This is a genomic window from Leifsonia sp. 2TAF2, assembly GCF_052115085.1.
In the GTDB taxonomy this organism is placed as follows: domain Bacteria; phylum Actinomycetota; class Actinomycetes; order Actinomycetales; family Microbacteriaceae; genus Leifsonia.
In genome coordinates, this window is sequence record NZ_JBFRFY010000001.1 from 2,470,094 (window position 1) to 2,481,613 (window position 11,520).

Below are 11,520 nucleotides of genomic sequence, written 5' to 3' on the forward strand. Positions count from 1 at the left end.
GTCAGTGCTGCAGCGCACTCTTCAGCAGGATCACCACGACACCGAACGCCCCGGTGACGACCGCGCCGGTCAGGCAGATGAGCACCCGCTGGCCGCGCACGGCGAAGACGGTGTAGCCGAGGAGCGTCAGCATCAGCACCGCCAGCCACAGCGCGAGGTTGACGCCGAAGTCCGGGGGCAGGAGGCCGAGCGCCGCCAGCACCAGCGGAATGCTCGGGATGATCGCCGCCTCCAGCATCCCGCCGGACTCCCGCAAGGCGTGACGGATCGAATCCCGCAGGCGGTCACCGAGCCGGTCCGCATCACCGTGATAGCCGAGCGCGGTCGAGTACACGTGCGCCATCCAGAAGACGACGATGCTGACCAGGCTGAAGACGAGCAGCCGGATGGCGGAGGCCTGATCGTCGTCCGCGGCGGAGGCCGCCGCCACGACGCTCGCGTACACGATCGTGCCGTAGATGGCGGCCGGCGATCCCCAGTGACGCCACAAACCCCGATGTACCGCGAGTTCGCGGGTCGCGCCCGTGTCGTCGGGTTCGTTCAGGTCCATCAGCGGCGTTCGGGCCGGGACGACGCACGCCCGGCGAGCGCCGCATCCAGATTGATGGCCGCACGGATGAGCGCCAGGTGGGTGAATGCCTGCGGAAAGTTGCCCAGCTGCAGGCCGGTCGGGTCGATCTCCTCCGCGTACAGCCCGACATGGTTGCCGTAGGTGAGCATCTTCTCGAACGCGTACTGCGCTTCGTCCAGCCGGCCGGCGTCCGTCAGAGCCATCACATAGAAGAAGGAGCAGAGCGAGAAAGTGCCCTCTTCACCGGGGAGGCCGTCGGGCGAGGCTTCCGGGTTGTAGCGGTACACGAGGCTGTCGGTGACGAGCTCCTCTCCGATCGCGTCCAGCGTCGACAGCCACATGGGATCCGTCGGCGAGATCATCCCGACCTGCGGCATGAGCAGGGTGATGGCATCCACCACATCCGTGCCGGGGTACTGGACGAAGGCCTTGCGCTCGGGGTTCCAGCAGCGGGTGAACACCTGCTCGTAGATGGCGTCCCGGGCCTCGGTCCAGCGATCGAGGGGCGCAGGAAGGCCGCGGTCGCGGGCGATGCGGAGGCCCCGGTCGAACGCGACCCAGCACATGATCCGGCCGTAGGTGAAGTCCTTCCGGCCGCCGCGGGTCTCCCAGACGCCCTCGTCCGGCTGATCCCAGTTGTCGACGAGCCAGTCGAGGATGCCGGCCAGCTTCTTCCAGCCGGGGTTGCCGATCGGGCGAAAACGCTCGCCGATCGCGAGGGATTCCAGCGCTTCGCCGTAGATATCGAGCTGCAGCTGGTCGGCCGCTCCGTTGCCGACGTTCACGGGCCGGGAGCCGGCGTAGCCCTGGAAGTGGTCGAGGACCAGCTCCTCGAGGTCGGAGGAACCGTCGATGCGGTACATGATCTTCAAGGGTCCGGAGGAGTCGCCTGCCTGCTCGACGACGCGGTCCCCCGCCCAGGCCATGAACGCGATGGCCTCCTCCGTGTAGCCCAGCGCCAGAAGGGAGTAGACGGAGAACGAGGCGTCGCGGATCCAGGTGTAGCGGTAGTCCCAGTTCCGCACACCGCCGAGCTGCTCGGGGAGGGCTGCGGTCGGCGCCGCCACGAGCGCACCGGTCGGGGCGTACTGCAGCAGTTTCAGCACCATGGCCGAGCGTTCCACCGACTCCCGCCACCGGCCGCTGAAGGTGCTGCGGGACAGCCACTCGCGCCAGAAGTCGACCGTGTCGCGGAACAGCCTGGTGCCCCTGGCGCGGCCGAGCTCGCGCGGATTGCCGGTCGGCTGCGTCTCGAAGGCGAAGAGGCGCAGATCACCGGCCGACAGCGTCACGGTCGTATCGACGTCGTCGCCGTCGAGAGCGTCCGGCCCCACGCCATGCAGGGCCGCGCTGTTCTCGCCTGCGTCGAAGCGGATGCCGTGCGCCGAGGCGGTCGCGGTGTGCTCCTGCCTGCCGTAGTCGAAGCGCGGCCGGCACTGCAGCCGGAAGGTCACCTCCCCGCGCACGACGCGGATGCCTCGCACGATGATGCGACTGGGCGTCGCCACCTTCGGCTCGTCGGCCACCGGCATGAAGTCGATGACCTCGCCGACACCGGCCGGAGACATGAAGCGCGTGATCAGCACCGCCGTCTGCGGGAAGTACATCTGCTTGACGCGCGTGTCGTCGCCGAGCGCGTGGATGCGGAAGAAGCCGCCCTTCTCGGGGTCGAGCAGCGCGGCGAAGATCGACGGCGAGTCGAAACGCGGCGCGCAGAACCAGTCGATGGTGCCGTGCGTGGAGACGAGCGCGACCGACTGCAAGTCGCCGATCATGCCGTGGTCGTCGATTTCCGGGAAGCCGTCCTTCCCGTGAGGTTCCGGGTGCATGATCGCCCCTTCCGACGTTGTCGGCGCCGTGCGCGCATGCTAACTCCGCGCCGACGACGACGGGTAGGGGGCACCGGTGAATTGCCCTCTAGCCGAGCACGACGGCGCAGATGCATCATTCGGCCGACAGATGAACATCTGCCGCAATCGAGAGTGGGGGCAGCTATGTCAGAGACAACAGCGACGGGATGGGTCGGTTGGGCGTTCTTCGCATCGATCATGTTGTTCATCGCAGCGGCGATCGACCTGTTCTACGGCATCATGGCGATCATCGGCCCGAACACGGCGTACTTCGTCGGTTCGGGAGGCGGTGTCGCCTCGTTCAACGTCGCGGTGTGGGGCTGGTGGTCGCTGATCCTCGGCGTCGTGCTCCTCCTCGCCGGGGTCGCACTGTTGCGCGGGGCGATGTGGGCGCGGATTTTCGCCGCGGTGGTCGCCGGCATCAGCGCGATCTCGCACCTCATGTCGCTGCCCGCGCAGCCATGGTGGTCGATCGTGGTGGTCGCCATCGACCTCCTGATCATCTTCGCGGTGACGGTGCACGGCCGGGAGCTCCGGTCGTAGCGGCGGCGGAACCCGAGCCATCGCCATGAGCACCCAGTCGACATCGAGAGCCGCCGGACCGGCGACCGTCGCCGGCTGGGTGCTTGCACCACTGGCCCTCGCCCAGTTCATCTGCTCGTTCGCGGGCTCGAACATGAACGTGATGCTCAACGACATGAGCGAGGACCTGAATACGACCGTCCCCGGCATCCAGATCTCGATCACCCTGTTCCTGCTCACCATGGCGGCGCTCATGGTGCCGTTCGGCAAGCTGACCGACCTGCTCGGCCGCAAGGTGTGCTTCCTGCTCGGGCTCGGCGTGTACGCGGTCGGGGCGATTCTGAGCGCCCTGGCGCCGGGACTCGGGCTACTGATCCTGGGGAACTCGATCCTGGAGGGAGCGGGCACGGCCCTGCTCATCCCGCCGGTGTACATCCTGGTGACGCTCTACTGGAAGGATCTCCGCTCCCGGGCCCGCTCGTTCGGGATCGTCAGCGCTGCGGGCGGAGTGGGGGCCGCGACCGGTCCGCTGATCGGCGGGTGGATCTGCACCGCGATCAGCTGGCGCGCAGCGTTCGTGTTCCAAGCGCTGGTCATCGTGGTCATCATCCTGATGGCGATCCGGTTGAAGGATCCTGTTCCCGCCGACCCGTCCCGGCCGTACGACGTGGTGGGCGCGATCCTCTCCGGCGGCGGCCTGGTCGTCTTCGTGATGGGTATCCTCGCGATCGACGACAGTGTTGCGCTGGGGCTGTCGCTCCTGGTCGCGGGTGCCGTCGTCATCGGGGGGTTCTACTTCTGGATCCGCGGCCGGGAGAGGCGAAAGAAGGAGGCGTTGCTCTCGACCTCGCTGTTCCGGGTCCGCGTCTCCAACCTGGGGCTCGTCACCCAGAACTTCCAGTGGCTGCTGCTCATGGGCATCTCGTTCCTGGTGGCCAGCCACCTGCAGGTGATCCGGCACTACGACGCTGTGCAGTCCGGCGTGATCTTCAGCGCCGCCACGGTCGGCATCCTGGTGTCGTCGCTCGCCGCCGGCCGCCTGGTGAAGTCCATCGCCCAGCGCACCCTGATCGTCACCGGGTTTCTCGTCACCGGGATCGGCACGGTGCTCCTGCTGCTGGTCGGCGCGGTGCCGGGGGCGTGGCCGTTCGCGCCGGGTCTCCTGGTGATCGGCTTGGGGCTCGGGGTCATGCTCACGCCGAGCGTCAACCTGGTCCAGTCCGCCTTCGCGGAGAACCTGCAGGGCGAGATCTCCGGCCTCTCCCGCAGCATCTCGAATCTCGGGTCCAGTTTCGGCACGGCGATCGTGGCAAGCATTCTCGGCATCAGCGCAGCCGGCAACGCCGACAACTACGTGGCGGCGATGGTGCCTCTGATCGTCGTCGCGATCGTGGGGGCCGTGGTCGCGGGATTCCTGCCCGGACGGCGTGCACTCGCGACCAGCGGCGCCATCCCGGCGACCGGCTGACAGGACGAGACGGACGGACGAGCGATGACGACCACACGACGCGGCAGCACCGGACGACTCGCGGCGCGGGCGGCCGCACTGAATCTGGAGGGGGCGGCGATCGTCATCGGCGGCATCGCGCTGGTGGTCGGAGTCCTCGTGTCGCTCCCGTTCTTCTGGGGCCGGTCGGTCCCGATCGCCGGTCCGTCCTCCCTGTCGCAGCTGCTCGCGATCGTCGCCGGTGTGGTGGGAGTGCTCGCGTACGTCGTCGGCCGGCTGTGGCACCGCACGGCGCTGTCGCCTTTCGGCGGTAGGCCCGACCGTGAGCCCGGCGCGACGAGCGCACCGCGATCCATCGGCGGAGCCGGCGTCTTCGACACGGTGGTGATCGCGCTCGCGCACGGCATCATCGCGCTGCTGGGCTGGATCGTGCTGGGGGCGGTGCTCGCGGACAGCTTCACCGATGCGGTGGTCTACTTCGTTTCGGCGACGGTACTCACCGGCGTGGCCGTCGGGGTGACGGCCTACGCAGTGTTCCTGTCGGCGACGAGGATGGACCTGATGCGCATGTCGAGCGTGCTGGCGGTCTTCGCGATCGTCGGCCTCCTCGTTGCGATGCTGAGCGCTCCCGACCCGCACTGGTGGAAGCTTCACCTGAGCGCCCTGGGGATGTCGGACAGCATTTCTTCGCTGACGTTCAATGTGACATTGATCCTGGCCGGCCTGATGCTGGCGGCGATCGCGCGCTACGCCACCGACCTCAGCGGGACGGCAGTCGGTCCCCGCTCCGCGATCCTTCGTGTGCGGGTCTGCCTCATCCTGATCGGCGTGTTCCTCGCCGGCGTCGGGCTCTTTCCCCTGGACGTGTCGCAGGTGCTGCACAACGTGTCGGCGGTCGGGATGCTGATCGCGTTCAGTCTGCTGATCTTCTGGGTGCCGAAGGCCCTGCCCGAGGCGCCGCGTCCGTTCCTGATCTTCGGCTACGCCTGTTTCGGCGCGGTGGCGCTCGCCGCCATCTTCTTCGTCACCGGCTACTACGTGCTGACCGCCACGGAGCTCATCGCCGGTGTGATCGTGCTGGGCTGGCTCACCGTGTACCTGAGGGTGAGCGGGGCCGCCGAGCGCGTGTGAACCGCGCGTTCGATGCCGCGTCGGTGGCGTCGGTGGCGTCGGGTAGCGTTCCGGCATGGGGATCGTCACGCTGGACCAGGAGGAGGCGCGGCGCATCGCCGTGCGGGCGCAACGACTGGACGCGGCGCATCCGAGTGGCGGGATCGTCCCGCTGGTCGAGCACTTGACCTTCCTCCAGCTCGACCCGACCGCCGCCGTCGCACCGAGCGCCGACCTCATCGCGTTCACGCGGCTGGGGCCCTCCTACCGGCCGGAGCACCTCGCGCAGGCTATGGAGGAGGACCGCGCCCTGTACGAACTGAAGGCGCAAGACGACCCGGTGCAGCCGCCGTTCGCAATGGTGCGCCCGGTCAGCGACCTCGCGCTCACCCTCGACCGGATGGCGCGGGGACCGATCCACGCGGGCTGGCGGGCGTGGCTGGAGGCGAATCCGCGATTCCGGCAGGACGTGCTCGACCGGCTGCGCGACGCCGGTCCGCTCCTGTCCAAGGACATCCCTGATACGGCCCAGGTGCCGTGGCAGTCGAGCGGGTGGACCCACGAGAAGAACGTCACCCACATGCTGGAGCTGCTGCAGGGGCGGGGCGAGGTCGCCGTCGCCGGGCGCATCGGGCGGCAGCGGACATGGGATCTCGCCGAGCGCATCTACCCGTCGGGCATCGAGGTGGTCCCCGAAGCGGAGGCCGCTCCGTTGCGGGATGCGCGCCGGCTCCGTGCGCTGGGGATCGCGCGACCGCAGCTGGTGGGCGACGCGGGCATCCCGGCCCGAATCGAGGGCAGCGATCGTGAGTGGCGGGTCGACCCTGCGGGCATCGGCCTTCCCTTCGCGGGGCGCACGGCACTCCTGTCGCCCTTCGACCGGCTGATCCATGACCGGGTCCGCACGCAGGAGCTGTTCGGCTTCGAGTACCTGCTAGAGATGTACAAGCCGGCGGCGAAGCGCCGCTGGGGCTACTTCGCGTTGCCGATCCTGCACGACGACCGGCTCGTCGGAAAGCTGGATGCGACCGCAGACCGCACGGCAGGAGTCCTGCGGGTGGACGCCGTCCACGAGGACGAGCCGTTCGGCCCGGCGGTCGGCGACGACGTGGATGCGGCGATCGCCGAACTGGCGGAATGGCAGGGGCTCACCGTCGAGCGACGGTGAGCCCCTGATCGGCCACAGGCCGAGCGACGCGACGCGCCTACGCCGCTTCCTTCCCGTGCGGGTCGGAGGCGTTGAGCACCTGCACCACCTGCTCGTAGTCGCCGCGCGCTTCGCCGTAGCGGAGGAACTTGACCCGCTCGACCTGCAGCTCCTTCGCGTCCGGCTGCGTCTCGAGAAGGTGCACGACTTCGGCCACGAACTCGTCGAGCGGCATGGCGAACTCGCTCTCCTCCTGTCCGGGCAGGAGGCCGGTGCGCACGGCCGGCGGCACCAGCTCGACGACCTTGACGCTGGTGTCGGCGAGTTGCAGCCGGATGCTCTCGCTCAGCATGTGGATGGCGGCCTTGCTCGCGTTGTAGCTCGGCGTCGCCTTCAGCGGCGTGAAGGCGAGGCCCGAGGACACCGTGACGATGGTCGAGTCGGGCTGGGTCTGCAGGTGGTCGACGAAGGCGGCGATGAGCCGGATGGGCCCGAGCACGTTGGTGCTGACGATTGCCTCGGCCGAGTCGAGGAACCCGGCGGGCGTGTGCCAGTCCTCGACCCTCATGATGCCGGCCATGGCGACGAGCACATTGAGGTCGGGGTGCGCGGCCAGCACGGCGGCTGCCGCGGTGCGAATGCTCTGCGCGTCGGCGGTGTCGATGCGCACGGTGTCGATTCCGGGATGCTCGGCGGCGATCCGCTCGAGCAGTTCGGTGCGACGACCGCCGACGATGACGGTGTTCCCCCGCTCCTGGAGGGCGAGAGCGAGGGCGAGACCGATGCCGCTGGTGGCACCGGGGATGAAGACGGTGTTCCCTGTGATGTTCATGCCTCCACGATGCGCGGCTTCGGAAAGCGGAGGAAGTGGAGCGGTCATCCAGGGATCGGCAGTCCCTGGTCCACGGACGCGAACGCATCCATCATGGAGGCATGGACCGTGCCGCTCTCGCAGACTTCCTGCGCCGTCACCGGGAGACGCTGCACCCGGAGGACGTAGGGCTGCCTCCAGGCGCCCGGCGACGAGCCCCAGGCCTTCGCCGGGAAGAGGTCGCCCAGCTGGCCGCGATGTCCACCGACTACTACACGCGGCTGGAGCAGCGCCGCGGCCCGCAGCCGAGCGACCAGATGCTCGCCTCGCTCGCCCGCGCCCTGCGCCTGACCGCGGACGAGCGCGACTACCTGTACCGCGTGGCCGGGCACAACACTCCGGACCGCTTCTCCGGCGGCGCGCACGTCTCTCCGGCCCTTCTGCGTGTGCTCGACCGGCTGGAGGACACCCCGGCCCTCGTGCTGTCCAATCTGGGCGAGACGCTGGTGCAGAACCGGATGGCGGAGGCCCTTTTCGGGGACCGCTCGGGATACTCGGGCCTTGCGCGCAGCGAGTTCTACCGCTGGTTCACCGATCCGGACAACGCCCGCTCGCAGTACCCGGAGGAGGATCGCGCGCGGCAGAGCCGGGCGCAGGTCGCCTCGCTGCGCGACGCGTACGGCGCACTCGGGCCGCGCTCGCGCGCCGGCGAGCTGGTGCGGGCGCTGCTCGCCGAGAGCCCGGAGTTCGCGGAGCTGTGGGAGCGTCACGAGGTGGCGCGCCGGTTCGAGGACCACAAGACGCTCATCCATCCCGAACTCGGCGCCATCGAGCTGGACTGCCAGGCGCTGTTCACCGAGGACCAGTCGCAGTGCCTGCTGGTGCTGACGGCGCCCCCGCGGACGGAGGCGGCCGAGAAGCTGGCGCTGCTCTCGGTGCTGGGCACCCAGTCCTTCTCGGGGACGACGACCGGCGGCCGAACCACTCCGTAGCGTCCGGAGTACCGTGGCGCGCGTGGACACGGGGCGATGGATGCGCGACGATCCAGTGGTCGGCTGGCTACTGGAGGGCGATCCGGCGATCCGCTGGCAGACGCTTCGCGACCTCGTCGGCGCGCCCGCTGAGGAGGTCGCGGCCGAACGCGCACGCGTCGAGACGGAAGGCTGGGGTGCCCGGCTGCTCGACCTGCAGGACGACTCGGGCACTTGGGGCGGCACTGTCTGGAAGCCGGAGGACAGGGATGCGACCGACGACGTCCTGCTGCTGCTCGCGCTGCTGGGGGCCGCTGGGGAACGCACCGGGGCCGCCGTCGACCGCGCGGCGTCCGGCGTCGACTGGGGCGAGGAGTGGGGCCGCAGCCCGCTCTTCGACGGCGAAGTGGAGCCGTGCATCAACGGGCGCGTGCTGACCGCCGCCGCGGCGTTCGGCCGTACCAGCGACGTGCTCGTGCGAAAGCTGCTCGACGGGCAGCAGACCGACGGCGGGTGGAACTGCTACGCCGAGAGCCGGGATGATCCCGGCTCGTTCCACAGCACGATCTGCGTCGTGGAGGGGCTCGCCGCCGTCCGGCAGACGAGCGGGCGCGCCGACGTGGCGGAGCCGCTGCGACGCGGCCAGGAGTACCTGCTCGCGCGCGGGCTGATGCGCCGACGGAGCACCGGCGAGCTGATCGATCAGGCGTGGCTCTCGTTCTCGTTCCCCTTCTACTGGCACTACGACGTTCTGCGCGGGCTCGACCACCTGCGCGCCTCCGCCGTTCCCTATGACGACCGCGCCGCGGAGGCCGTCGACGTGGTCCTCGGCGCCCGAGGTACGGATGGCCGCTGGGCGCTCGCCGCGCCGCTTCCCGGCCGGCCGGCCGTGGCCTTCGAGGCGGTGGGCGAACCGAGCCGGTGGAACACCCTCCGGGCCTTGCGCGTGCTCGACTGGGCGGGCGTACAGTCCAGGGCATGACCGCTCGCACCCTGCTCCTGATCCGTCACGGCGAGAGCACCGCGAACGTCGCGGCGGCCGCCGCTGAGGCCGCCGGAGCCGACGTGATCGCCGTCGAGGCGCGGGACGCGGACGTGACGCTCTCCCCGCTCGGCGAGCTGCAGGCCGGTGCCCTCGGCGCCCGGCTCCGCGACGCCCTGCCGCGAGACGTCGTCGTGTTCAGCTCGCCGTATCGCCGCGCCATCCAGACCGCACGGTTCGCCCTCGGCGAGGAGGTGCCGCTGCGGATCGACGAGCGCGTGCGCGACCGCGAACTGGGCATCCTCGACCGGCTCACCGCCCTCGGCGTCGAGCGCCGCGTGCCGCTCGAGGCGGAGCGGCGGCGCTGGTCGGGCAAGTTCTACTACCGACCGCCGGGCGGAGAGTCGTGGACGGATGTGGCGCTGCGGATCCGCTCGTTCCTGCGCGAGCTTCCGGATGCGGACACCGTCGTCGTGTTCGCCCACGATGCCGTCGTCAGCCTCTTCCTCTACGTGCTGCTGCGCATGACCGAGGCGCAGCTCGCCGAGCACCTGCTGACGCATCCGGTCGCGAACGCGTCGGTCACCGAGCTCACCTTCGACGGAGCCGAGTGGACGCTTCAGGCCTTCGCCGAGGACGACCACCTCGCCGCGGCGGGCCTGCCCGCGACCCAGCACCCCGGCGAGGCGCGGACCGATGCGTGAGCGGGCCGGGAGCGCATCGACCGCCGTGCTGGTGACGCCGGAGCTGCTGCGTGGCTGGCCGCTCCCGGAGCCGTCCGGCTCGAAACGTTCGCGAGGGCAGGTGATGGTCGTCGGCGGAGCGCTGCGGTCCCCCGGCGCGGCACTGCTCGCCGGTCGGGCGGCCCTCCGGGTCGGCGCCGGCCGGTTGACCCTGGCGGTCGGCAGGTCCGTCGCCGCCCAGGTCGCGGTCGCTCTGCCGGAGTCCGGCGTCGTGCCGCTCGCCGAGACCGCGTCCGGCAGCGTACGCGGCTCGGGCATCCGGGACGCTGCCCATGATTTGGCGGGCGCCGACGCGGTCCTGCTCGGGCCCGGCCTCGACGACGCGGACGAGACGGCGAAGATGCTGCCCAGAGCGGCTCGGGCGGCCGGTCGCGACACCGTGCTCGTGCTCGACGCGTACGCGCTGGGCGCCCTCGCAGGGCATCCACGCCTCGCGGGCACCGGTCCGCGCATCCTGACACCGAACACCGAGGAGGCGTCACGGCTGCTCGGGCGCGAGGCCCGGGACCTGGATGCGGACTCACTGGAGCTCGCGCACCGCTACCGCGCCGTCGTCTCGTGCTTCGGGCGCATCGCGTCGCCGGACGGCCGCCTCTACAGCGTCGGAGACGGCGATCCGGGCCTCGGCACCTCCGGAAGCGGGGATGCGCTTGCCGGGGCGATCGCTGGGCTCGCCGCCCGGGGCGCCGACCCTCTCCAAGCCGCGGTCTGGGGAACGCAGCTCCACGCGTCGGCGGGCGATGCTCTCGCTGGAAGCGTCGGCCGTCTTGGCTATCTCGCCTCCGAAATCGTGGACCGCCTCACGGCGGAGCTCGACGCCCTGTCTTGACCGGGCAGGACCGCGCCGGACCGGGCCGCCCGGCCTCAGATGATGACTAGACGCGCGAACGCGCGCGGCGTTACTCTCAGCCCACATCCAGGCTCGCCGAGCGGGAGTGAAGAGGGGAAATCGAAACATGGACTGGAGCAACTTCTGGAGCGTCATCTGGCTCTTCTTCTGGAGCTTCGCATTCGTGGCCTACCTGTTCGCGCTGTTCGCGATCATCAGCGACCTGTTCCGTGACCACAAGCTGAACGGCTGGTGGAAGGCACTGTGGATCATCTTCCTGATCTTCGTGCCCTTCCTGACCGCGCTGGTCTACCTGATCGCTCGCGGTCCGGGGATGGCGCAACGGAGCCAGAAGGAGGCCCGGCAATACCAGGCTGCCACCGACGACTACATCCGCCAGGTCGCAAGCTCGAGCCCGGCGGACGAGATCGCCAAGGCGAAGGCGCTGCTCGACAGCGGAGCCATCACCCCGGAGGAGTTCGCGCACCTGAAGGCGCACGCGCTCTCCGGACACACCGGCGCCCCGGCTGGGGCAGC

The 11,520-nt window shown here is 70.0% G+C and carries 11 protein-coding genes and 1 pseudogene; 9 read left to right on the forward strand and 3 right to left on the reverse strand.

Annotated features, from left to right (window positions below; genetic code table 11):
* Position 1: 1 nt before the first annotated feature.
* Positions 2-550 (reverse strand): hypothetical protein, encoded by a 549-nt coding sequence (locus tag AB4Z18_RS11985; protein ID WP_441782903.1) that lies wholly within the window; start codon positions 548-550, stop codon positions 2-4.
* The gene (locus AB4Z18_RS11990; RefSeq protein WP_441782904.1) at positions 550-2,400 is read right to left on the reverse strand and encodes a glycoside hydrolase family 15 protein; all 1,851 of its coding nucleotides are present in this window, start codon (positions 2,398-2,400) and stop codon (positions 550-552) included. The genes AB4Z18_RS11985 and AB4Z18_RS11990 overlap by 1 nt, the downstream gene beginning before the upstream one ends.
* Positions 2,401-2,565: 165 nt before the next feature.
* Here AB4Z18_RS11990 and AB4Z18_RS11995 point away from each other — a divergent pair, with 165 nt between their 5' ends.
* From AB4Z18_RS11995 to AB4Z18_RS12010, 4 genes are read left to right on the forward strand one after another with little or no spacing between them, the layout of a single operon-like run.
* A complete protein-coding gene (locus AB4Z18_RS11995) occupies positions 2,566-2,964 on the forward strand; it encodes a DUF7144 family membrane protein (RefSeq protein ID WP_441782905.1) in 399 nt (132 codons plus the stop codon).
* Between the two features lie 25 nt (positions 2,965-2,989).
* Positions 2,990-4,411 carry an MFS transporter gene (locus AB4Z18_RS12000; protein ID WP_441782906.1) on the forward strand — a complete coding sequence of 474 codons (1,422 nt, stop codon included), beginning with the start codon at positions 2,990-2,992 and terminating at the stop codon, positions 4,409-4,411.
* Positions 4,412-4,435: 24 nt separating this feature from the next.
* Positions 4,436-5,521: a DUF998 domain-containing protein gene (locus AB4Z18_RS12005; RefSeq protein WP_441782907.1), complete on the forward strand. Its 1,086-nt coding sequence runs from the start codon at positions 4,436-4,438 to the stop codon at positions 5,519-5,521.
* Positions 5,522-5,576: 55 nt separating this feature from the next.
* Positions 5,577-6,668, forward strand: a complete 1,092-nt coding sequence (locus tag AB4Z18_RS12010) for a DNA glycosylase AlkZ-like family protein (protein WP_441782908.1) — start codon at positions 5,577-5,579, stop codon at positions 6,666-6,668.
* A gap of 37 nt (positions 6,669-6,705) precedes the next feature.
* Here the strand turns inward: AB4Z18_RS12010 and AB4Z18_RS12015 are convergent, their stop codons facing one another.
* Positions 6,706-7,479, reverse strand: coding sequence for an SDR family oxidoreductase (locus AB4Z18_RS12015; RefSeq protein WP_441782909.1), 774 nt, complete (start codon positions 7,477-7,479; stop codon positions 6,706-6,708).
* A 101-nt stretch (positions 7,480-7,580) separates the two neighbouring features.
* Between AB4Z18_RS12015 and AB4Z18_RS12020 the strand changes: the two genes are divergently transcribed.
* The 5 genes and pseudogenes from AB4Z18_RS12020 to AB4Z18_RS12040 form a co-directional block, all read left to right on the forward strand.
* Positions 7,581-8,450, forward strand: coding sequence for a helix-turn-helix transcriptional regulator (locus tag AB4Z18_RS12020; RefSeq protein ID WP_441782910.1), 870 nt, complete (start codon positions 7,581-7,583; stop codon positions 8,448-8,450).
* 22 nt (positions 8,451-8,472) lie between these two features.
* Entirely contained in the window at positions 8,473-9,411 is a 939-nt protein-coding gene (locus AB4Z18_RS12025) for a hypothetical protein (RefSeq protein WP_441782911.1), read from the forward strand.
* Entirely contained in the window at positions 9,408-10,115 is a 708-nt protein-coding gene (locus tag AB4Z18_RS12030; protein WP_441782912.1) for a histidine phosphatase family protein, read from the forward strand. The genes AB4Z18_RS12025 and AB4Z18_RS12030 overlap by 4 nt, the downstream gene beginning before the upstream one ends.
* Positions 10,108-10,983, forward strand: a complete 876-nt coding sequence (locus tag AB4Z18_RS12035) for an NAD(P)H-hydrate dehydratase (RefSeq protein WP_441782913.1) — start codon at positions 10,108-10,110, stop codon at positions 10,981-10,983. Before AB4Z18_RS12030 ends, AB4Z18_RS12035 begins: the two co-directional genes overlap by 8 nt.
* 127 nt (positions 10,984-11,110) lie before the next feature.
* Positions 11,111-11,491, forward strand: a pseudogene (locus tag AB4Z18_RS12040) (SHOCT domain-containing protein); the annotation flags it as partial.
* Positions 11,492-11,520: the final 29 nt, after the last annotated feature.

What these genes read in the sequence shown, in the direction of transcription:
- AB4Z18_RS12010 (WP_441782908.1), top strand. Translation starts at nt 5,577, where the DNA reads ATGGGGATCGTCACGCTGGACCAGGAGGAGGCGCGGCGCATCGCCGTG.
- AB4Z18_RS12030 (WP_441782912.1), top strand. Translation starts at nt 9,408, where the DNA reads ATGACCGCTCGCACCCTGCTCCTGATCCGTCACGGCGAGAGCACCGCG.
- AB4Z18_RS12005 (WP_441782907.1), top strand. Translation starts at nt 4,436, where the DNA reads ATGACGACCACACGACGCGGCAGCACCGGACGACTCGCGGCGCGGGCG.
- AB4Z18_RS11995 (WP_441782905.1), top strand. Translation starts at nt 2,566, where the DNA reads ATGTCAGAGACAACAGCGACGGGATGGGTCGGTTGGGCGTTCTTCGCA.
- AB4Z18_RS12000 (WP_441782906.1), top strand. Translation starts at nt 2,990, where the DNA reads ATGAGCACCCAGTCGACATCGAGAGCCGCCGGACCGGCGACCGTCGCC.
- AB4Z18_RS11985 (WP_441782903.1), bottom strand. Translation starts at nt 550, where the DNA reads ATGGACCTGAACGAACCCGACGACACGGGCGCGACCCGCGAACTCGCG.
- AB4Z18_RS12035 (WP_441782913.1), top strand. Translation starts at nt 10,108, where the DNA reads ATGCGTGAGCGGGCCGGGAGCGCATCGACCGCCGTGCTGGTGACGCCG.
- AB4Z18_RS12015 (WP_441782909.1), bottom strand. Translation starts at nt 7,479, where the DNA reads ATGAACATCACAGGGAACACCGTCTTCATCCCCGGTGCCACCAGCGGC.
- AB4Z18_RS11990 (WP_441782904.1), bottom strand. Translation starts at nt 2,400, where the DNA reads ATGCACCCGGAACCTCACGGGAAGGACGGCTTCCCGGAAATCGACGAC.
- AB4Z18_RS12020 (WP_441782910.1), top strand. Translation starts at nt 7,581, where the DNA reads ATGGACCGTGCCGCTCTCGCAGACTTCCTGCGCCGTCACCGGGAGACG.